The organism is Methylobacterium sp. FW306-05-D, from assembly GCF_058782155.1.
The window spans coordinates 178,332-196,358 of sequence record NZ_JBYSXL010000002.1; the positions used below are offsets into that span (position 1 = coordinate 178,332).

Below are 18,027 nucleotides of genomic sequence, written 5' to 3' on the forward strand. Positions count from 1 at the left end.
CGTCGCCGACGGCGTGGCCGTGGCGGTCGTCGACCGCCTCGACGCGGGGGCCGGGACGCGGACCGCAGCTGTCTCGCGTTCCGCGCGGGGTCGGTTCAACGGGACGTCCTGCCGCTCCCCGTCGCACCGCGCCGGGTGGTCTCGTCCCGGCAGGGACGGATCGCGCCCGGGGCCGGCCGCTCGGCGGCCGCGGGTGCCTCGAACAGCGCGAGGTAGCCGACGCCGCCCTCCAGCACCGAGAACCCGGTCTGGCGATAGCCGGCCGCCTTGAGCTCGCAGGCCAGCAGCGCCGGCGGCGTGCCGTGCCGCGAGGGCACGTCGTCGGCATCGACGATCCCGATCCTGCCGCCCGGCTTCATCATGGGGGCCAGGTTGTGCAGCAGCCCGAAGGGCTGGGCGATCTCGTGGTACATGTGGACCAGCACGGCCGCGTCGAGGGCAGCCGCCGGCAGGCGCGGGTCGTGCGGCTCGCCGCGCACCACCGTGACGTTGGTGAGCGCGCTCTGGGCGATCCGCGTCTCCAGCCCCGCCAGGTAGCGCGGCGTCACGTCCTCCGCATAGACGTGGCCCTGGGGGCCGACGCGCTCGGCCATCCGCACCGTGTAGTAGCCGCTGCCCGCGCCGATATCGGCGACGGTCTGGCCGGCCGCGATCCCCATCAGCCGCATCACCTGGCCGACCTCGTCGACCGAATCGCGCTGCGCCTCCGAGGCCCAGAGCGGCGCGACGATCTCGGCCACCGGCCGGTCGGGCTTCGGAAAGGCCGAGGCGGGCGCGCCCGCCGGGGCCAGGGGCTCGGCCGCCCGCAGGGGCTTCGCCAGGGCGAAACCGGCCAGCGCGAGGGCCAGGGTGAGGGTCCGGGCGACCGGGAGGACGGCGCGGGAGCGGAGCGGGCGGGGAGCGGCCATGGCAGGACAACCCGCCGCCGCCGGTTCGGTGCCGGGAAGAACCGACGCAGGGCGCATCGACCGAGGCCCGAACGACCGGGCCCCCGCCGCCCGTTGACCCGAAGGACGTGCAGGCGCCATCAAGCAGCATGACCGCCCGCCCCTGGAACGCCACGATCCTCACCCTCTACCCGGAGATGTTTCCGGGGCCACTCGGAACGTCCCTGTCCGGGGACGCGCTGGCGCGGGGCACCTGGAGCCTGGAGGCCCGCGACATCCGCGAGCACGGCCTCGGGCGGCACCGGGCGGTGGACGATACCCCCGCCGGGGGCGGCGCCGGCATGGTCCTGCGCTGCGACGTCCTCGCCGCCGCCATCGACGCCGCCGCCGCGCCGGAGGAGTCCCGGCCCCGGCTCCTGATGAGCCCGCGCGGGCGGCCCCTGACCCAGGCGCGCGTCCGGGCCCTCAGCGAGGGACCCGGCGTGCTCATCGTCTGCGGCCGCTTCGAGGGCGTGGACGAGCGGGTCATCGCGGGGCGCGGCCTGGAGGAGGTCTCGATCGGCGACTACATCCTGTCCGGCGGCGAGATCGCCGCCCTGGTGGTGCTCGATGCCTGCGTGCGCCTGCTGCCCGGCGTGATGGGCAAGGTCGCCTCCGGCGAGGAGGAGAGCTTCGAGACGGGCCATCTCGAATACCCGCACTACACCCGCCCGCGGGACTGGGAGGGCCGGCCGATCCCCGACGTGCTCACCGGCGGCAACCACGGCGCCATCGCCCGCTGGCGCCGGGAGGAGGCCCTGCGCCTCACCCGCGAGCGCCGGCCCGACCTGCTGCGGCCGCGCGAGGGCTGACGGGTCGCAGGCGGGCCCGATGGCCGCCTCCCCCCGCGAGGGGTCATCGTCGGCGCGGGGAAACGCGAAGCGCCGAGAGACCGTCCGACACGTTGTCGTCCGACGAGATGCCGCCCGAGGAGAGGCCATGCCGAACGAATCCGTCACGATCCGCACGCGGGACGGGGATTGCCCGGCCGACGTCCTGGTTCCGCCCGGCGCGGGACCCTGGCCGGCGGTGATCCTCTACATGGATGCCGGCGGCATCCGGCCGGGCATGCGGGAGATGGCCCGGCACCTGTCCGAGGCCGGCTACGTCGTGCTGCTGCCGGACCTGTTCTACCGCTACGGCCCCTACGGGCCCTTCGTGCCGAGGGAGGTGTTCGCAGGCGATTTCCGCGCCGTCCTGGGTCCGCTGATGGCCACCACCAGCCCCCTCAAGGCGGCGGAGGATACGGGCGCCTTCCTGGCCTATCTCGACACGCGCGGCGACGTGGCGGGCCGCCGGATCGGCGCGGTGGGCTTCTGCATGGGCGGCGGCATGGCGCTGGCCGCGGCGGGCACCGAACCCGACCGGTTCGCCGCCGTGGCGAGCTTCCACGGCGGCAACCTCGCCACCGACGCGCCGACGAGCCCGCATCGGTTCGTGCCGAAGCTGCGGGCGGAGGTCTACATCGCGGCGGCCGAGAACGACGGCAGCTACCCGCCCGCGATGGCCGAGCGCCTGGAGGATGCGCTGAGGCAGGCCGGCGTGCGGTATGCGGCCGAGACCTACCCGGCCGCCCATGGCTGGATGATGCCGGACTTCCCCGTCCACGATCCGCAGGCCGCCGAGCGCGGATGGGCCGCGATGCGCGCCCTGTTCCGCCGGACCCTGCACGCCGATCCGTGAGACTGCCCTTCGACCCGCGCGGAAGCCTTCGCCCCGCGCGGCCGCCCCGGGATCTTACGCGGCCAGGTCGCGCATGACCCGGATGAGGTCAGCCTTGCCCTCGAAGCCGATGCCGGGCAGCTCGGGCATCACGATGTGGCCGTTCTCGACCCGGACCCCGTCGGGGAAGCCGCCATAGGGCTGGAACAGGTCGGGGTAGCTCTCGTTGCCGCCGAGACCGAGGCCCGCCGCGATGTTGAGCGACATCTGGTGCCCACCATGCGGGATGCAGCGGCGGGGCGACCAGCCGAACTGCTCCAGCACGTCGAGGGTGCGCAGGTACTCCACGAGGCCGTAGGACAGGGCGCAGTCGAACTGCAGGAAGTCGCGGTCGGGCCGCATGCCGCCGTAGCGCAGCAGGTTGCGCGCGTCCTGATGCGAGAACAGGTTCTCGCCGGTGGCCATCGGACCGGGATAGAACTCCGACATCGCCGCCTGCAGGGCGTAGTCGAGGGGATCGCCGATCTCCTCGTACCAGAACAGCGGATACTGGCGCAGCATCTTGGCGTAGGTGATGGCGGTCTCGAGGTCGAAGCGCCCGTTCACGTCGACGGCGAGCTGCGCGGCCGAGCCGATCTCGGCGAGCACGGCCTCGATCCGGCGCTGATCCTCCGCGATCGGGACGCCGCCGATCTTCATCTTGACCACGGTGTAGCCCCGGTCGAGGTAGCTGCGCATCTCGGCGCGCAGCTGGGTGTCGTCCTTGCCCGGATAGTAGTAGCCCCCGGCCGCGTAGACGAAGACGCGCGGGTCGGCCTCGATGCCCTTCTGCTCGGCCAGCATCCGGAACAGGGGCTTGCCGGCGATCTTCGCGGTGGCGTCCCAGATCGCCATGTCGAGGGTGCCCACCGCCACCGAGCGCTCGCCGTGGCCGCCGGGCTTCTCGTTGGTCATCATCGCCGCCCAGAGCTTGTGCGGGTCGAGGTTGTCGCCGGCCTCGTTGCGCACGCTGCCCGGCTCGGCCTCCAGCAGGCGATTGCGGAAGCGCTCGCGGATGAGGCCGCCCTGGCCGTAGCGGCCGTTGGAGTTGAAGCCGTAGCCCACCACCCGGCGGCCGTCGCGCTCGACGTCGGTGACCACGGCCACCAGGCTGGCGGTCATTTTCGAGAAGTCGATGTAGGCGTTGCGGATGGGCGAAGCGATCGGCTTGGTGATTTCGCGGACGTCGACGATGCGCATGGGAATTCTCCGGGACTGGCGGGGGATGGGGTTCGGGAGGGGGTTCGGTCGGGAGACGGGTCCGACGACCGGGTGACCGGGCTGGGCGCGCGGCCCTACGAGGCGAGGGCGGCGGGCACCGGTGCCTGCGGTGCCGCCTGCGGGCCGGGCACGACGGAGTCCGCCAGGGGCTGGAGCGTCACGGCGACATCGGACGCCAGGACGCCGACGAGAGCGCCCAGGACGATGGCGACGAAGACTTGGACGGAGAGCCGGCGGAGCCATGACGTCATGTCCGGTTTCCTCCTGTCTGCCGCGGATCGGGCAGGTTCGTCGGTGATCCCTCTGAGCGGGGCTTGGGGCCGTCCGCGGGGCTTGGGGCGGTGCTACGCCTGGACACCCGCGACGGGCCAATGCCATGTTCGGTGCGCGCCATGCGCGAACGGCATCGGACGCGGGAACGGAGTTCGGGCGCGGGGATGGACCTGGACTGGCTGAAGGACTTCCTGGCGCTGTCCGAGCAGAAGACGTTCTCGCGCGCGGCCGAGGCGCGCTGCGTGACGCAGCCGGCCTTCAGCCGGCGCATCCGGGCGCTGGAGGACTGGGTCGGAACCCCCCTGTTCCTGCGCGGCGCGCAAGGGGCGGCGCTGACGCCGGCGGGGGCGCATTTCCAGCCGGCCGCCCGGGACCTGCTGCGCGACCTCGAACGAGCCCGGCGCGCGACCCAGGCGGTGGGCAGCCAGGACACCGCGACGCTGTCGATCGCGGCGACCCACGCCCTGTCCTTCACCTTCTTCCCCGGCTGGGTCCGGCGGGTGATGCAGGCGCGCACCCTCGGCACCCTCAACCTGGTCTCGGACAGCCTGGAGGCCTGCGAGCAGATCATGCTCTCGGGCGAGGTGCACTTCCTGCTCTGCCACTTCCACCCGGACGCGCCCGCGCGCTTCGAGCCGGACCGGTTCGAGAGCCTGCGCGTGGGCGACGACCGCCTGGTCCCGCTCTGCGCGCCGGCCCCGGACGGACGGGGCCTGTGGTCGCTGCCCGGCGCGGCGGCCGATCCGATCCCCTACCTCGCCTACAGCCAGGCCTCGGGCCTCGGCCGCATCCTGGCGCATTGCCAGGCGGGGGCGGCGTTCCACCCCGCGACGCGCTTCACCTCGCACTTGGCCGCCACCCTCACCACCATGGCGCGGGAGGGGCACGGCGTCGCCTGGCTGCCCCGGACGCTGGCGGCCGACGACCAGGCCCAGGGCCGCCTGGTGCGGGCCGGACCCGAACCCTTCGACGTGCCCATCGAGATCCGCCTCTTCCGGTCGCTGGTCTGCCGGAACCACGCCGCGGACCAGCTCTGGAGCTTCCTCAGCGAAGCCTGACCGGCATGCATGCCGTTCGATCCTGCCCGGACGGGCGCCCGCTTGCGTCGCGAACGGCGCGGGTCCATTGGCGTCTCCAGGTGACTCCTCCCCGACGAGGAGCTCTCATCTGGAAGGATGACGCACGTGACCAACCGACCCGCCACGCGCCCCCGCGTGCCGAATTTCTCGTCCGGCCCCTGCGCCAAGCGTCCCGGCTGGAGCCTCGAGGCGCTGGCCGGCGCGCCGCTCGGCCGTTCGCACCGCTCGGCCATCGGCAAGGCCAAGCTCAAGGAGGCCATCGACCTCACCCGCAGCGTGCTGCAGGTGCCGGCCGAGTATCGCATCGGCATCGTGCCGGCCTCCGACACCGGTGCCGTCGAGATGGCGATGTGGTCGATGCTGGGGCCGAAGACCGTCGAGGTCGTGGCCTGGGAGGCCTTCGGCCTCGAATGGGTCACGGACGCCCTCAAGGAACTCAAGATCGCGCCCCGGGTGCATATCGGCGCCTACGGCATCCTGCCCGACCTCTCGGCCGTCGACACCCAGCACAACGACGTGATCTTCACCTGGAACGGCACCGCCGCCGGCGTCCGCGTGCCGAACGGCGACTGGATCGCCGCCGACCGCGCGGGCATCACCATCTGCGACGCCACCTCGGCCGCCTTCGCGATGCCGCTGGACTGGGCCAAGCTCGATGTCGTCACCTTCTCCTGGCAGAAGGTCATGGGCGGCGAGGCCGCGCACGGCATGATCGTGCTCTCGCCCCGCGCCGTCGCCCGGATCGAGTCCAACGTCCCGGCCTGGCCGGTGCCGAAGGTCTTCCGCCTCGCCAAGGACGGCAAGCTGATCGAGGGCATCTTCAAGGGCGACACCATCAACACGCCCTCGATGCTGGCGGTCGAGGACTACCTCGACACCCTGAGATGGGCCGAGCGAATCGGCGGCCTCCCGGCGCTCCACGCCCGGGCCGACGCCAATGCCCGAATCATCCACGACTGGGTGGCCCGCACCCCCTGGATCGGACATCTCGCGGCCGATGCCGGCACCTACAGCAACACCGGCGTCTGCCTCGTCATCACCGACCCGGACGTGCTCGCCCAGGGCGACGCCGCGGTCGGTGCGGTCGCCAAGGGCATCGCCGACACCCTGGACCGCGAGGGCATCGCCTACGACATCGGTGCCTACCGCGACGCCCCGGCGGGCCTGCGGATCTGGTGCGGCGGCACGGTCGAGTCCTCGGACCTCGAGGCCCTGACCCCGTGGCTCGACTGGGCCTTCGCCGCCGAGAAGGCGAAACTCGCCCGCGCGGCCTGAAAACCCGCGCGACCTCGACGAGACCCCCGTCGTATTCCACGCGCGAAAACCGCCGATGCGCGGTCCCGATCTCGGCCGGGACCGCGCGCCGGCCTCCCGCCCGCCAGCATTCGGACGCCCCTCATGAAGATCGACGGCAAGCCCTACCGCACCATCTTCGCCGCCGAGGACGGCGCCTCGGTGGCGGTGATCGACCAGACCCGCCTGCCCTTCGCCTTCGAGCTGAAGACGCTCTCGACCCTGGACGACGCCGCCGTGGCGATCCGCACCATGGTGGTGCGCGGTGCCCCGCTCATCGGCGTCACCGCCGCCTACGGGCTCGCCCTCGGCCTGCGCGCCGATGCCTCCGAGGCGGGGCTCGACCAGGCCGTCGCGACGCTCGCCGCCACGCGGCCCACGGCGATCAACCTGCGCTGGGCCCTCGACCGGGTCGCCGCCAAGCTCCGCACGGTCCCGGAGGCCGAGCGGGCCGCCTTCGCCTACGCGGAGGCCGGCCGCATCGCCGAGGAGGACGTCGAGAGCTGCCACGCCATCGGCGTCCACGGCGCACGGATCCTCGGCGACCTGCATCGCCAAAAGGGGCGCACCATCAACGTCTTGACCCACTGTAACGCCGGCTGGCTGGCCACGGTCGACTGGGGCACGGCCCTGGCGCCGATCTACGTGGCGCACGATGCCGGCGTGCCGGTCCATGTCTTCGTGGACGAGACCCGCCCGCGCAACCAGGGCGCGGCCCTGACGGCCTTCGAGCTCAACGCCCACGGCGTCCCGCACACGGTCATCGCCGACAATGCCGGCGGGCACCTGATGCAGCACGGCGCCATCGACGTCTGCATCGTCGGCTCGGACCGGACCACGGCCTCGGGCGACGTCTGCAACAAGATCGGCACCTATCTCAAGGCCTTGGCCGCCAGCGACAACCGGGTGCCGTTCTACGCCGCCCTGCCCTTCTCGACGATCGACTGGACGCTGGACGACGGCGTGCGCGAGATCCCGATCGAGGAGCGCGACGGCCGCGAGGTCACCCATCTCACCGGGCGCCTAGCCGACGGCGGCTTCGCCACCGTCGAGGTCGTCTCGCCGGGAAGCCCCGTGGCGAACCCGGCCTTCGACGTCACGCCGGCGCGCCTCGTCACCGGCATCATCACCGAGCGCGGCATCGCCTCGGCCGATGCCGAGGGGCTGCTGCGCCTCTACCCGGAGCGGCGCAAGGCCGCCTGACGCCTCAGGATTCAGGCGCCCACTGCCAGAACACCGAACCGGTGAAGGCGAAGACCTTCTCGCCGCGCTGGTTCAATCCGGTGTTCTGGTGCGTGGCGAGGCCCCAGCCCGGGCGGGACGCCGTCTCGCGCTTGTCGATCAGGGTGCAACTGTAGCGGATGGTGTCGCCGGCATAGACCGGCGCGAGCCACCGCATGTCGCGAAAACCCGGCGATGGACCGAGCTGTGGGACCGGGCCGGACTTTGCCGTCAGGGCGACGTCGCGGCCGCGGGTGATGTGCAGCCGCTTCATCCAGGCGGCGGCCGTGTGCCAGCCCGAGGCGCAGAGCGCGCCAAAATGGGTGTGCCGGGCGGCCTCTGGATCGAGATGGAAGGCCTGCGGGTCGTAGGCCCGGGCGAAGGCCGTGACGGCCTCCGGCGTGAAGTGGTGACCGCCGAGGTCCCGTACGCTGCCGATGGGGGCCGCTTGGAGGAAGGCGAGCGGTTCGGCGTCGTCGGCCTCCTCGGGCGGTGCCGTGTCCGCCGCGGAGACGGTCCGCGGCGGCAGAGGGGTCGCGCCGCGCCGGGGAAACATCACGGTGAAGATCTGCGTCATGACGCGCTCGCCGTCGCCGTTCAGGACGGTCATGGCGAAGCCGACGAAGCCGCGGTCCGGCTTGGTGTTCGAGGCCCGGCAGGTGTCGACCCGAACCGAGATGCTGAGGCGGTCGCCCGGCAGCACCGGCCGGAGCCAGCGCAGCTCGTTGATCCCGGGCGAGCCCATCGAGGTGGCGCCGCGGAAGACGTGCTTCTGCAGCAGGCGCATCCCGAAACCGGCAGTCTGCCATCCGGAGCCGATCAGCTGGCCGACGAAGGTCGCCTTGGCGGCCTCCGGGTCGAGGTGGAAGGGCTGCGGATCGAATTCACGCGCGAAGGCGATGATCTCGGTTTCCGTCACCGTCACCGGACCACCCTCGATCACCGTCCCGGGCGTGAAGTCCTCGAACGCGATGCCGGTCATGCGGATTCTCTCAGGCTCTGGGGAGCAAATCGCCGATATGCGGCCCGGCGATGCGGAAGCGGCGCCGCTCCCGCTCGCGTCGAGTCAGTTGGCGAAGCGGAAATGCAGCACGTCGCCGTCCTGCACCACGTACTCCTTGCCCTCCAGGCGGAATTTGCCGGCCTCCTTGGCACCGGCCTCACCCTTCAGGCTCGTGTAGTCGTGGAAGGCGATGGTCTCGGCACGGATGAAGCCCTTCTCGAAATCCGTATGGATCACGCCGGCGGCGGCCGGGGCACGGGTACCCTTCTCGATGGTCCAGGCGCGCGCTTCCTTGGGGCCGACGGTGAAGTAGGTGATGAGGCCGAGGAGTTCGTAGCCGGCGCGGATGACGCGGTTCAGGCCGGGCTCGGCGAGGCCGACGGCCTCCAGGAAATCGCCCTGGTCGGCCAGCGGCATCACCGCGATCTCGCTCTCGATCTTGGCAGACACCACCACGGCCTTGGCCCCTTCCGCCTTGGCACGGGCCATCACCGCCTCCGAATAGGCGTTGCCCTTGTCGGCGTCGCCCTCGTCGACGTTGCAGACGTAGAGGACGGGCTTCGCCGTCATCAGGCCGAGGCTCTGGAACAGGCGCTCCTCCTCGGGCTTGCGCTGCACGAGCCGCGCCGGCTTGCCTTCACGCAGCAGCGGCAGGGCGCGCTGGACCAGATCGAGGGTCTCCTTGGCTTCCTTGTCGGCACCCTTGGCCTTCTTCTCCAGGGCAATGACGCGCTTCTCGAGGCTATCGAGGTCGGCCAGCATCAGCTCGGTCTCGATGGTCTCGATATCGGCGGCCGGATCGACCTTGCCCTCGACATGGGTCACGTCACCGTCGGTGAAGCAGCGGACCACATGAGCGATGGCGTCCACCTCGCGGATGTTGGCGAGGAACTGGTTTCCCAGGCCCTCGCCCTTCGAAGCGCCGCGCACGAGGCCGGCGATATCGACGAAGGTGAGCCGGGTCGGAATGATCTCCTTCGACGCGGCGATCTTGGCGAGATCGTCGAGGCGCGGATCCGGCACAGCGACTTCGCCAACATTGGGTTCGATGGTACAGAACGGGTAGTTCGCCGCCTGCGCCGCAGCGGTCTGCGTCAGCGCGTTGAAGAGGGTCGACTTGCCAACGTTCGGCAGGCCGACGATGCCGCATTTGAAGCCCATGGGTCACCTGTCCGTTCGCGGGTCCGCTGAAAGCCTGCCCGCGTGAAATCCGATGTGGCCGCCGCGGTCAATCGCGCGCGTTGACCTGCTTGACGTCGTCCCAGCCGCGCCCCGCCATGGCGAGGTGGACCTTGTTCTGGAAGCTAGCATCCTCGCCGGCCGCCAGCTGAGGCGCATGATCGGCGACGGCCCGGCAGAGGTCGTCGACCCAGGCCTCCTCGCCCTTGCCGAAGTCGTTCAGGACATAGGCGTGTACCAGGGCCTTGTCCCCCGGATGCCCGATGCCGAGGCGGACCCGGCGATAGTCGTTGCCGCATTGTGCCGTAATCGAACGCAGGCCGTTATGCCCAGCGTTGCCGCCCCCCGTCTTCACCCGCAGCTTGGCTGGGACAAGGTCGAGTTCGTCGTGCAGCACGATGACGTCGGACAGGGCGATCTTGTAGAAACGCTGCGCTTCCTGCACCGCGCGCCCGGACTCATTCATGAATGTCTGCGGCTTCAGCAGGATCGCCCGCTCGGGGCCGATGGCTACCTCGGCGATCTCACCCTGAAACTTGCGACGCCATGGTCCGGCGCGGTGCAGGCGCGCGATCTCATCCACGGCGAGAAAGCCGATGTTATGGCGGTTCTTGGCGTAGCGGGCACCAGGATTGCCGAGGCCGACGATCAGGCGCATGGCGCGAATCGATCCAGACAGGTTTGCGCAGGAAGCCACGAGACGTGGCCCCGGAAACGGAGATGCCCCAGCCTGATGGCCGGGGCACCCGCAGAGATGGGGTGAGACAGGGCTTGCGCCCTGACCTCAATCCTCCTTCTTTTCGTCCTCGGCGGCTTCCTCAGAAGCCTCTTCCTCGGCCTTCTCCTCGGCGGCCTCGGCGGATTGTGCCTCGGCGATCGCAGCCTCCTCGGCCTCGACCTCGGCGCCGAGAACGGTCGGCGGCACGATGTTGGCGACGGTGGCGTCGGGCTCGCCCGTGAAGGTGGCGCCGGCGGGCAGCTTCACATCGGTGATGTGGATCGCGTCGCCGATCTCGCGACCGGTGAGGTCGATCTCGATGGCATCCGGGATCGCGTCGGGGGCGACCTCGAGAGGCAGCGTGTGGAGCACGACGTTGAGCGTGCCGCCCTTCTGCTTGATGCCGGGGGCCGCGTCTTCGTGCAGGAAGTGCACAGGAACCTCGACCGTGATCGACTGGCCGGCGACGACGCGCAGGAAGTCGACGTGGATCGGCACGCCCGTCACCGGATCGAGGTGGAAGTCGCGCGGAATCGCGCGGGTCTTCTTGCCGCCGGCAGTGATCTCGAACAGGGTGGTCTTGAAGCCACCGGCGTAGATCAGCGTGCGGACACGGACGAGGTCGACGGCGATGGATTGCGGGGCCTGACCGCCTCCGTAGATGACGGCGGGAACTTGACCCTGGCGACGAACGGCCCGGGCGGCCCCCTTGCCGACCCGGTCGCGTGCCACGGCCTCAAGCGTCTTGACTGCGCTCATGGCGTGATCCTTTTGAAAATGAAAATCCCGGGAAACGCGAAAGGCCGCCCGAAACGGACGGCCATGCCCCGATCCCCGAAGCGCCCGTGCCTCCAAGGGTGTCTGGCGGGCGCTGGCGCGGCCTATACCCGCAAGCGTCGCGCGGCGCAACCGACGTATCTTTTCGAAAGGATGGTTTCGGATCGAACGGCCATCCTGAGGCCAGCGAGGAGGCCCGGACTCCTATCTAAGATCGCACTTGGGGTGTGGCTGACCGGCATGCCGGTCGACGAAACCGGCGCGAGCGGCGAGCGCACTGGCTCTACTTAATGCTCGGCGGGTTGGATGATTCGGCTGGTCTCAAGGGGCTCATCTCAATTCGAGACGAGAACGCTCCAATGGGAGACGTCCCATTGGAGCGCGGGTCGGAGGACGCCTGCGGTGATGCACGGGGCGGCCGCCTTAGCGGATGGACGCGTCGGCGGTCTCGGCGACACTCCGCCGGGTGGCGGGTGCTCGCGAGGTCAGGGAGGGCGTCGTCGTCAGTTCGGAGGCGGGACGCACGGCGGCCGTGACGCGGGCCTGCTCACGATACAGCGGCGGGGTGAGGAAGGCGCGATCGTCCGCCAGAGCAGTGTTGGCCAGGCTGACCGTCGTGAGCGTCGCGAGGATGAGGGTACGGAGGGGCATGATGAGGGTCCTTGATTTTCCGGGGGCATGGATCCCGCTCGGTGATCGCAATGTATTTGCACTGCACCATCATTCAAACAGATGCTTTCAATATCCGATATCGATTGAGTCAATGATGGTGCAGGGGTGGCTGAGCCGGCGCGGCGGGTCGGTCAGCGCGTGGGGGCGTCGAGCCGGGCGCCCCAGACGTTGAGGGTCCGGTTGGCTTCGGCAGGAATGGGCTCGACGATGCCGCCGGCGGTGTAGGCACGCTTCGGCGCTACCGGGGCGGACGTCACCCGGGGGCCGGCACGCTCCGTCGGCAGAACGGTCACGGACGGATGCTGGTCCGCCACTTCGAAGGTATGGCCCCAGGCCTGATAAGTGCGCGGCTCGGCGGCGGCATGCGCCGCGACGAGGGTGAGGCCGGCGGCGAGAACAGCCGTGAGGGTGGTGCGAACGGTCATGGACTTTCTCCGGGATATGAGCCTTGGATGCTGCCCGCCGTCCTGGCGGAGCACCTCGACCCGCTGCGATAACGTTGATATAAACGTTTATGGATCGAACTCCGTGCGGCACCGCACATAGGTTGATATCAAATCTCTGAGGGAGGGTCCGACCGATGGGCTCGCCCGGGTCGCACTCGCGGATCGATGTCGCAATCGCGGATCGATCGAGTATATAGTTGGTATCAACCCGACGGAGGCCGCCGCGTGGCGCGTTCACCCGATCTCACTCCCGCCGTCGCCGCCACGGTCGAGCAGGCCTGTTTCAACTTCGCGGCCCAGCGGGCGGCGCGCGCGATCGGGCGCCGGTATGATGCCGCCCTGCGACCGACGGGTCTGTCGAACTGGCAGTTCACCCTGCTGATGATGCTGGTGTGCGACGAGCCGCCCACCGTCACCGCCCTGGCGCTGCATCTGGCCTCCGATCGGACGACCGTCACGGCGAATTTGAAGCCGCTGGAGCGCCGCGGGCTCCTTGTGATCCGACCCGACGCGGACGATCGTCGCGTCAGACGCATCGTGCTGACGGACGAGGGTCGGCACCTGCTGAGCGAGGCCTACCCGCTTTGGCAGGCGGCCCAGGCGGCCTGCGGGAAGCAACTCGCCGGCGTCGGACAGGACACCTTCCGATCCGCGGTCACCGCCCTTTCCGAATGAAGCCGACGGGATCGCGCCCCGGCAATGCGATCGAAATTGTCAGCGACTTCGAAACCATAGGACCGGATCGCTGGCGCTCGCGCCGGATATCCGGCCCGCTGCCGACGGCTCGTTCACCCTCCCTACCCTAGCCTTCGGCGTTGGCGAGGGATGGATTCGATGACGCGACCGATCGTGTGGGCGCTCGGAGTGACGGCGGCGGCAGCGATCTGGGCTGTCGGCCTGGCGGATCGATTTCAGCATCTGGCCCCGGAGCATGCCGCGGTCGCGACGCCGCCGGCGGAGCGTTCGCCGCCGTCACCGGTCCGCAGCGGCCCGGGCACCATGACACTCTTCGCCGACACACAGGGACACTTCTCCACCGACGTCGTGATCGACGGGCAGCGCCTGCGCATGCTGGTCGACACCGGGGCGACGACCTGCGCCTTCACCTACGAGGATGCCGAGCGCGCCGGGCTGCGGGTGAGCGAACGCGATTTCCGCGTCCCGGTCCAGACCGCCAATGGCGTCGCCATGGCGGCGGCGATCCGGATTCCCGAGATGCGGATCGGCACCATCACCGTCCAGGGCGTCAACGCCCTGGTGATGCCGCGCGGGCGGCTCTCCACCAGCCTCCTCGGCATGTCGTTCCTGAAGCGCTTGAACGAATTCAGCATGAATGGCGGCAGGCTCACCCTGCGGGGGTGATCTTGCGGCCCCTCGAGGTCAGGCCCGGGAAGCATAGCGGATGACGCCGGCGCGCCGCCCCGTGCTGGGCACGACAGAATGGACCATTCGGGCCAGCCCTAATCGCCCTGGCCGCCGACAGCCTTGAGCTTGTAGAGGGCCTCTAGGGCCTCGCGCGGCGTCAGGGCGTCCGGGTCGATGGCGTCGAGTGCGCGGCGCAGCGTATCGTCGCGCGCTTCGGGAGCGGGCTCCGGCATGGGCGGCGGCGCAAGGTTGGCAAAGAGCGGCAGGTCGTCGATTCGCGGGCGGGACGGGCGGTCGCGCTCAGCCTTTTCGAGATGCTTCAGGATTGATCCCGCCCGCGCGATCACGCCGGCGGGCAAGCCCGCGAGCCGGGCCACTTGGAGCCCGTAGGAACGCTCGGCCACGCCCGGAACGACCTCGTGCAGGAAGACGACCTCTCCCTTGTGCTCGGCCACTCGCAGGGTCGCGTTGTCGAGGTGAGAGAGGCGCTGTCCGAGCGCGGTGAGTTCGTGGAAATGGGTGGCGAACAGAGCCCGGCAGCCATTCTGCTCGTGCAGGTGCTCCAGGCAGGCCCAGGCGATGGAGAGCCCGTCGAAGGTGGCGGTGCCGCGGCCGATCTCGTCGAGGATGACGAGAGAGCGCCGGCTGGCCTGGTTCAGGATCGCGGCCGTCTCGACCATCTCCACCATGAATGTCGATTGCCCGCGCGCCAGATCGTCGGCGGCCCCGACACGGGAGAACAGCCGATCGACGAGACCGAGGCGAACCCGCGTCGCCGGCACGAAGGCGCCGATCTGCGCCAGCACGGCGATCAGCGCGTTCTGGCGCAGGAAGGTCGACTTGCCGCCCATGTTCGGCCCCGTGACGAGTCGGATGCGTCCGCGTCCCTCCCCCGACAGGTCGCAGTCATTGGCGATGAACGGCGCGCCGGAGAGCCGTAGCGCCGCCTCCACCACCGGGTGGCGGCCGCCTTCCACCACGAAGGCGTAACTCTCATCGACCAGGGGGCGGCGCCAGTCGCGTTCGACGGCCAATTCCGCGTGCGAGGCCGCCACATCGAGGCGCGCCAGCGCTTCGGCCACCGCCGCAATGGTCGCCGCCTGCGCGAGAACCCGTCCCGCTAGCGAATCGAATACCGCGCTTTCCAGGGCGAGTGCCCGGTCGGCCGCGCCCGAAATCCGGCTTTCGAGTTGCCCGAGTTCGACACTGGTGAAGCGCATCGCATCGACCATGGTCTGCCGATGAATGAAAGTCTCACGCATCACACCCTTGAGGCACGCCTCGCCCACCCCCTGCGGCACCTCGATGTAGTATCCGAGCATGTTGTTGTGCTTGATCCGCAGGGTGCGGCAGCCGGTCTCCTCGGCGTAGCGCGCCTGCAGGGCGGCGATGACCTTGCGCGAATCCTGCCCGAGCAGGCGGCTCTCGTCGATCTCGGCATCGTATCCCGCCCGCACGAAGCCCCCGTCCTGCCGTTTCAGGGGCAGGTCGTCGGCCAGTGCCGCGTGGAGTTCGACCGCCAAAGTGCGATCCACCGCCGCCAGCCGGGTCGCGGCAGCGACGAGGTCCTCCGGCAGGCCGTCGAGAGCCGCACAGCGACTCGCCAAGTCCTGCGCCGCGTCGAGGCCGTCGCGCAGGGCTGCGAGATCGCGCGGCCCACCTCGTCCGAGCGCGAGACGCGAGAGCGCACGCGCGAGGTCCGGCGCCCGGGCGAGGCTGTCGCGAAAAGCGGCGCGGGTCGCAGCGTCGTCGACCAGGAACTCCACGGCCGCATGTCGGTGTCGGATCGCCTCAAGATCCGTCAGAGGACCAGCGAGGTGCTCTGCGAGGAGACGAGCCCCGCCGGCGGAGACGGTCCGGTCAATGGTGTCGAGCAGGCTGCCCTTGCGTTCGCCGGAGAGGGTTCGGGTCAGCTCGAGGTTGGCACGAGTGGACGCATCGATTGAGAGGGTCGCATCGGAGGTTTCCCGCGTCGGCGGCGACAGGGTCGGGCGTGCTCCGATCTGCGTGCGCTCGATGTAAAGCAAAACAGCTCCGGCGGCGGCAATCTCGGCCCGTCCGAACTGGCCAAACCCCTCCAAGGTGGAGACTCCGAACTGTGCCTTGATCCGGCGCTCAGCCGCGGCCGGTTCCAGCTCGGCCTGGGCCAGCGGCGTCACGGGCACCGGGCATTCGCGCCACAGCCGCGACAGGGACGGATCGGCATGGATCGCCTCCGATAGGACGATCTCACGCGGATCGTGGCGGGCGATCGCCGAACCGAGTTCGCCGGCCGGCACCTCGCTCAAGGAGAAGCGTCCGGTGGAGATATCCACGGCGGCGAGGCCGTAGACGGAGGCGGTCTCGCCGGCCTTGCGGCGGCCGATAGCCAGCAGGACGTTGGCGCGGGTAGGGTCGAGCAGCCGGTCTTCCGTGATGGTTCCGGGCGTGACGAGGCGAACGACCTCGCGCCGGACGACGGATTTCGGTCCTCGCTTCTTGGCCTCGGCCGGATCCTCAGTCTGCGCGCAGACGGCGACGCGGTGACCGAGGGCGATGAGGCGGCTCAGATAATCGTCGGAGCGGTCCACGGGAACGCCGCACATGGGTATGTCGACGCCCCCGTGCTTGCCGCGCTTGGTGAGCACGATCCCGAGAGCACGCGAAGCGATCTCTGCATCCTCGAAGAACAACTCGTAAAAGTCGCCCATTCGGTAGAACAGGAGGCAGTCCGTATTGGCGGCCTTGATCTCGATGTACTGTGCCATCATCGGCGTGGCACTGGCCGTATCGAGGACGGCAGCGCTGGTGGTGTAGTCCGACGTGGCGGAACCGGTCTTGGCGACGGAGCGGGCGTGGCGCTGTGACATGGCGCCAGCATAGCAGAGCGACCGCCTCAGGATCAGCGCGCGGCTGCGTCTGGCCTGGGGAGAAACCAGGCCGAGGCCCCTCTCTCGAAAGAGAAGGGGCCGGCGTGTCCTGCACACCAGCCCCTATCGACACCGTTCGCTCAGACCTTGAACGGCTATCAGTAGCGCGGGCCGCCCGAAGTGTTGCCCTTCTGCTGCTGGTAGCCGGGCTGCGACGGATTGCGGGAATTCGGATCACTCATCATGCGCGACCGCGGCATGCGGTGCATGCGGCGATGGTGACGATGATGGCGCATGCCATGATGGTGACGGCGGTAAGCCACCTGATCGATGCCCTGTTCACCGGCGACGGCGGCAGCGGGTGCCGGCATCGCGGGAGCGGCTGAGGCGGACGTCAATCCGATGGCGCCGAGCAGCGTGCTGGCGGCCAGAGCGATCGCAAGTTTGGTCATGAGTTCCATCATCCGTCGACGCGCCCATTGCGCATCCAGCCAACAAGTTCTTCGAAATGAATCCGTTCCCAATTCAGCACCGAAGCGGGAAGGATTCAGTCGCGGCCGCGGTGCTCATGGGAAACGTATTGATAACCGGTCAACCGGTCTTCGATCGGTCAGGAGGTCGGCGTCCTCAGACCGCCGGCGTGCGATCGTCAATGTGTTACCACGTCGAGCCATATCGACGTTCGGTCGGATCGACCGGCTCGCCATTCGACATTAAACGGAGCCGATGCATGGGAACTGTCCGTGGTCGGCGCATTCATTGCCTGTCTTACCGGACCCCTGCATCGCTACATCGCTCACTCGATGCAGGCGGATGTAACCGATATCGAACCCCGTTCCGTTTGCCGCGCGGGGTTGGCACGCGGAGGAAATCCTACATGTCCTGGACTGTCCATTGGAGTGAGCCGGTTGACCCCGGAACGACGGAAGAAGACATCACGCCTCACGTCTACATCGCCCTTCGCGGCGAAGAAGAAGCCTTAGCAGTAGCGGGGGAGTTCCTGGAGAAGGGATTGATCGTCTGGTCGATTCGTCGGGATCACGGGATCCTAGAAATGGATCGTCACCGTGTCTTTCACCACTTCAATCCGCTGACCTCTTGAGGCATCTGATAGGGCTACGGCGCATCCCTAAGCTCCGATTGGTTCGGTGAAGACTGTAGAAGGAAGTCCAGTTCCGTTCTGTTTATCGGGTCGTGCTCCCGACAGCGCCCCCTCAAGGACCCGCCCCGCGTCTCGTGTCTGGTTCAGAAGGCGTTGGTGCGGCGGGTGATTTCGGCCAGGACGGTGCGCACGAGGATCTGGA

At 69.4% G+C, this 18,027-nt stretch carries 19 protein-coding genes; 8 read left to right on the forward strand and 11 right to left on the reverse strand.

Annotated elements, in window-relative coordinates:
• Positions 1 to 95: 95 nt before the first annotated feature.
• A complete protein-coding gene (locus tag AC3WLN_RS02130) occupies positions 96 to 908 on the reverse strand; it encodes a class I SAM-dependent methyltransferase (protein WP_492479234.1) in 813 nt (270 codons plus the stop codon).
• Between the two features lie 128 nt (positions 909 to 1,036).
• On the opposite strand from AC3WLN_RS02130, the gene trmD reads away from it, so the two are divergent.
• Together trmD and AC3WLN_RS02140 are read left to right on the forward strand one after the other, a co-directional pair.
• On the forward strand, positions 1,037 to 1,738 hold the full coding sequence (gene trmD, locus AC3WLN_RS02135; RefSeq protein WP_492479235.1) for a tRNA (guanosine(37)-N1)-methyltransferase TrmD: 702 nt from the start codon (positions 1,037 to 1,039) through the stop codon (positions 1,736 to 1,738).
• A gap of 127 nt (positions 1,739 to 1,865) precedes the next feature.
• Positions 1,866 to 2,609 (forward strand): dienelactone hydrolase family protein, encoded by a 744-nt coding sequence (locus AC3WLN_RS02140; protein ID WP_492479236.1) that lies wholly within the window; start codon positions 1,866 to 1,868, stop codon positions 2,607 to 2,609.
• Positions 2,610 to 2,663: 54 nt separating this feature from the next.
• On the opposite strand, the gene AC3WLN_RS02145 is transcribed toward AC3WLN_RS02140, so the two are convergent.
• Entirely contained in the window at positions 2,664 to 3,827 is a 1,164-nt protein-coding gene (locus tag AC3WLN_RS02145) for a mandelate racemase/muconate lactonizing enzyme family protein (protein WP_492479237.1), read from the reverse strand.
• Positions 3,828 to 3,922: 95 nt separating this feature from the next.
• Positions 3,923 to 4,099, reverse strand: a complete 177-nt coding sequence (locus tag AC3WLN_RS02150; protein ID WP_492479239.1) for a hypothetical protein — start codon at positions 4,097 to 4,099, stop codon at positions 3,923 to 3,925.
• A 186-nt stretch (positions 4,100 to 4,285) separates the two neighbouring features.
• Here AC3WLN_RS02150 and AC3WLN_RS02155 point away from each other — a divergent pair, with 186 nt between their 5' ends.
• The 3 genes from AC3WLN_RS02155 to mtnA all read left to right on the forward strand — a co-directional run bounded on the left by AC3WLN_RS02155 (position 4,286) and on the right by mtnA (position 7,696).
• Positions 4,286 to 5,179 carry a LysR family transcriptional regulator gene (locus AC3WLN_RS02155; RefSeq protein WP_492479240.1) on the forward strand — a complete coding sequence of 298 codons (894 nt, stop codon included), beginning with the start codon at positions 4,286 to 4,288 and terminating at the stop codon, positions 5,177 to 5,179.
• A gap of 117 nt (positions 5,180 to 5,296) precedes the next feature.
• Positions 5,297 to 6,475: a phosphoserine transaminase gene (locus AC3WLN_RS02160; protein WP_492479241.1), complete on the forward strand. Its 1,179-nt coding sequence runs from the start codon at positions 5,297 to 5,299 to the stop codon at positions 6,473 to 6,475.
• Between the two features lie 123 nt (positions 6,476 to 6,598).
• Positions 6,599 to 7,696: an S-methyl-5-thioribose-1-phosphate isomerase gene (gene mtnA / locus AC3WLN_RS02165; protein ID WP_492479242.1), complete on the forward strand. Its 1,098-nt coding sequence runs from the start codon at positions 6,599 to 6,601 to the stop codon at positions 7,694 to 7,696.
• 4 nt (positions 7,697 to 7,700) lie between these two features.
• On the opposite strand, the gene AC3WLN_RS02170 is transcribed toward mtnA, so the two are convergent.
• From AC3WLN_RS02170 to AC3WLN_RS02195, 6 genes are all read right to left on the reverse strand, one after another.
• Positions 7,701 to 8,696: a MaoC family dehydratase gene (locus tag AC3WLN_RS02170; protein WP_492479243.1), complete on the reverse strand. Its 996-nt coding sequence runs from the start codon at positions 8,694 to 8,696 to the stop codon at positions 7,701 to 7,703.
• Between the two features lie 84 nt (positions 8,697 to 8,780).
• Positions 8,781 to 9,878, reverse strand: coding sequence for a redox-regulated ATPase YchF (gene ychF / locus AC3WLN_RS02175; RefSeq protein ID WP_492479244.1), 1,098 nt, complete (start codon positions 9,876 to 9,878; stop codon positions 8,781 to 8,783).
• Between the two features lie 67 nt (positions 9,879 to 9,945).
• Complete coding sequence (pth, locus tag AC3WLN_RS02180) at positions 9,946 to 10,554, reverse strand: aminoacyl-tRNA hydrolase (protein ID WP_492479246.1); 609 nt, start codon at positions 10,552 to 10,554, stop codon at positions 9,946 to 9,948.
• A 126-nt stretch (positions 10,555 to 10,680) separates the two neighbouring features.
• Positions 10,681 to 11,373, reverse strand: a complete 693-nt coding sequence (locus AC3WLN_RS02185; RefSeq protein WP_492479247.1) for a 50S ribosomal protein L25/general stress protein Ctc — start codon at positions 11,371 to 11,373, stop codon at positions 10,681 to 10,683.
• 441 nt (positions 11,374 to 11,814) lie between these two features.
• Positions 11,815 to 12,042 carry a hypothetical protein gene (locus AC3WLN_RS02190; protein WP_492479249.1) on the reverse strand — a complete coding sequence of 76 codons (228 nt, stop codon included), beginning with the start codon at positions 12,040 to 12,042 and terminating at the stop codon, positions 11,815 to 11,817.
• A gap of 152 nt (positions 12,043 to 12,194) precedes the next feature.
• Complete coding sequence (locus AC3WLN_RS02195) at positions 12,195 to 12,488, reverse strand: hypothetical protein (protein ID WP_492479250.1); 294 nt, start codon at positions 12,486 to 12,488, stop codon at positions 12,195 to 12,197.
• 186 nt (positions 12,489 to 12,674) lie between these two features.
• Between AC3WLN_RS02195 and AC3WLN_RS02200 the strand changes: the two genes are divergently transcribed.
• Positions 12,675 to 13,184, forward strand: coding sequence for a MarR family winged helix-turn-helix transcriptional regulator (locus AC3WLN_RS02200; RefSeq protein WP_492479251.1), 510 nt, complete (start codon positions 12,675 to 12,677; stop codon positions 13,182 to 13,184).
• Positions 13,185 to 13,343: 159 nt separating this feature from the next.
• On the forward strand, positions 13,344 to 13,871 hold the full coding sequence (locus AC3WLN_RS02205) for a retropepsin-like aspartic protease family protein (protein ID WP_492479252.1): 528 nt from the start codon (positions 13,344 to 13,346) through the stop codon (positions 13,869 to 13,871).
• Between the two features lie 98 nt (positions 13,872 to 13,969).
• Here AC3WLN_RS02205 and mutS read toward each other — a convergent pair whose 3' ends face one another.
• Positions 13,970 to 16,723, reverse strand: coding sequence for a DNA mismatch repair protein MutS (mutS, locus tag AC3WLN_RS02210; RefSeq protein ID WP_492479253.1), 2,754 nt, complete (start codon positions 16,721 to 16,723; stop codon positions 13,970 to 13,972).
• Positions 16,724 to 16,881: 158 nt separating this feature from the next.
• Positions 16,882 to 17,175, reverse strand: a complete 294-nt coding sequence (locus AC3WLN_RS02215) for a hypothetical protein (RefSeq protein WP_492479254.1) — start codon at positions 17,173 to 17,175, stop codon at positions 16,882 to 16,884.
• A gap of 425 nt (positions 17,176 to 17,600) precedes the next feature.
• Here AC3WLN_RS02215 and AC3WLN_RS02220 point away from each other — a divergent pair, with 425 nt between their 5' ends.
• Entirely contained in the window at positions 17,601 to 17,825 is a 225-nt protein-coding gene (locus AC3WLN_RS02220; RefSeq protein WP_492479255.1) for a hypothetical protein, read from the forward strand.
• Positions 17,826 to 18,027 lie beyond the last annotated feature (202 nt).

Excerpts from the sequence above, each read along its gene's own strand:
- mutS (WP_492479253.1), bottom strand. The coding sequence starts at position 16,723 with ATGTCACAGCGCCACGCCCGCTCCGTCGCCAAGACCGGTTCCGCCACG.
- ychF (WP_492479244.1), bottom strand. The coding sequence starts at position 9,878 with ATGGGCTTCAAATGCGGCATCGTCGGCCTGCCGAACGTTGGCAAGTCG.
- pth (WP_492479246.1), bottom strand. The coding sequence starts at position 10,554 with ATGCGCCTGATCGTCGGCCTCGGCAATCCTGGTGCCCGCTACGCCAAG.
- AC3WLN_RS02130 (WP_492479234.1), bottom strand. The coding sequence starts at position 908 with ATGGCCGCTCCCCGCCCGCTCCGCTCCCGCGCCGTCCTCCCGGTCGCC.
- AC3WLN_RS02215 (WP_492479254.1), bottom strand. The coding sequence starts at position 17,175 with ATGACCAAACTTGCGATCGCTCTGGCCGCCAGCACGCTGCTCGGCGCC.
- mtnA (WP_492479242.1), top strand. The coding sequence starts at position 6,599 with ATGAAGATCGACGGCAAGCCCTACCGCACCATCTTCGCCGCCGAGGAC.
- AC3WLN_RS02150 (WP_492479239.1), bottom strand. The coding sequence starts at position 4,099 with ATGACGTCATGGCTCCGCCGGCTCTCCGTCCAAGTCTTCGTCGCCATC.
- AC3WLN_RS02140 (WP_492479236.1), top strand. The coding sequence starts at position 1,866 with ATGCCGAACGAATCCGTCACGATCCGCACGCGGGACGGGGATTGCCCG.
- AC3WLN_RS02205 (WP_492479252.1), top strand. The coding sequence starts at position 13,344 with ATGACGCGACCGATCGTGTGGGCGCTCGGAGTGACGGCGGCGGCAGCG.
- AC3WLN_RS02185 (WP_492479247.1), bottom strand. The coding sequence starts at position 11,373 with ATGAGCGCAGTCAAGACGCTTGAGGCCGTGGCACGCGACCGGGTCGGC.
- AC3WLN_RS02160 (WP_492479241.1), top strand. The coding sequence starts at position 5,297 with ATGACGCACGTGACCAACCGACCCGCCACGCGCCCCCGCGTGCCGAAT.
- AC3WLN_RS02170 (WP_492479243.1), bottom strand. The coding sequence starts at position 8,696 with ATGACCGGCATCGCGTTCGAGGACTTCACGCCCGGGACGGTGATCGAG.
- AC3WLN_RS02155 (WP_492479240.1), top strand. The coding sequence starts at position 4,286 with ATGGACCTGGACTGGCTGAAGGACTTCCTGGCGCTGTCCGAGCAGAAG.
- trmD (WP_492479235.1), top strand. The coding sequence starts at position 1,037 with ATGACCGCCCGCCCCTGGAACGCCACGATCCTCACCCTCTACCCGGAG.
- AC3WLN_RS02195 (WP_492479250.1), bottom strand. The coding sequence starts at position 12,488 with ATGACCGTTCGCACCACCCTCACGGCTGTTCTCGCCGCCGGCCTCACC.
- AC3WLN_RS02200 (WP_492479251.1), top strand. The coding sequence starts at position 12,675 with ATGTCGCAATCGCGGATCGATCGAGTATATAGTTGGTATCAACCCGAC.
- AC3WLN_RS02220 (WP_492479255.1), top strand. The coding sequence starts at position 17,601 with ATGTCCTGGACTGTCCATTGGAGTGAGCCGGTTGACCCCGGAACGACG.
- AC3WLN_RS02190 (WP_492479249.1), bottom strand. The coding sequence starts at position 12,042 with ATGCCCCTCCGTACCCTCATCCTCGCGACGCTCACGACGGTCAGCCTG.
- AC3WLN_RS02145 (WP_492479237.1), bottom strand. The coding sequence starts at position 3,827 with ATGCGCATCGTCGACGTCCGCGAAATCACCAAGCCGATCGCTTCGCCC.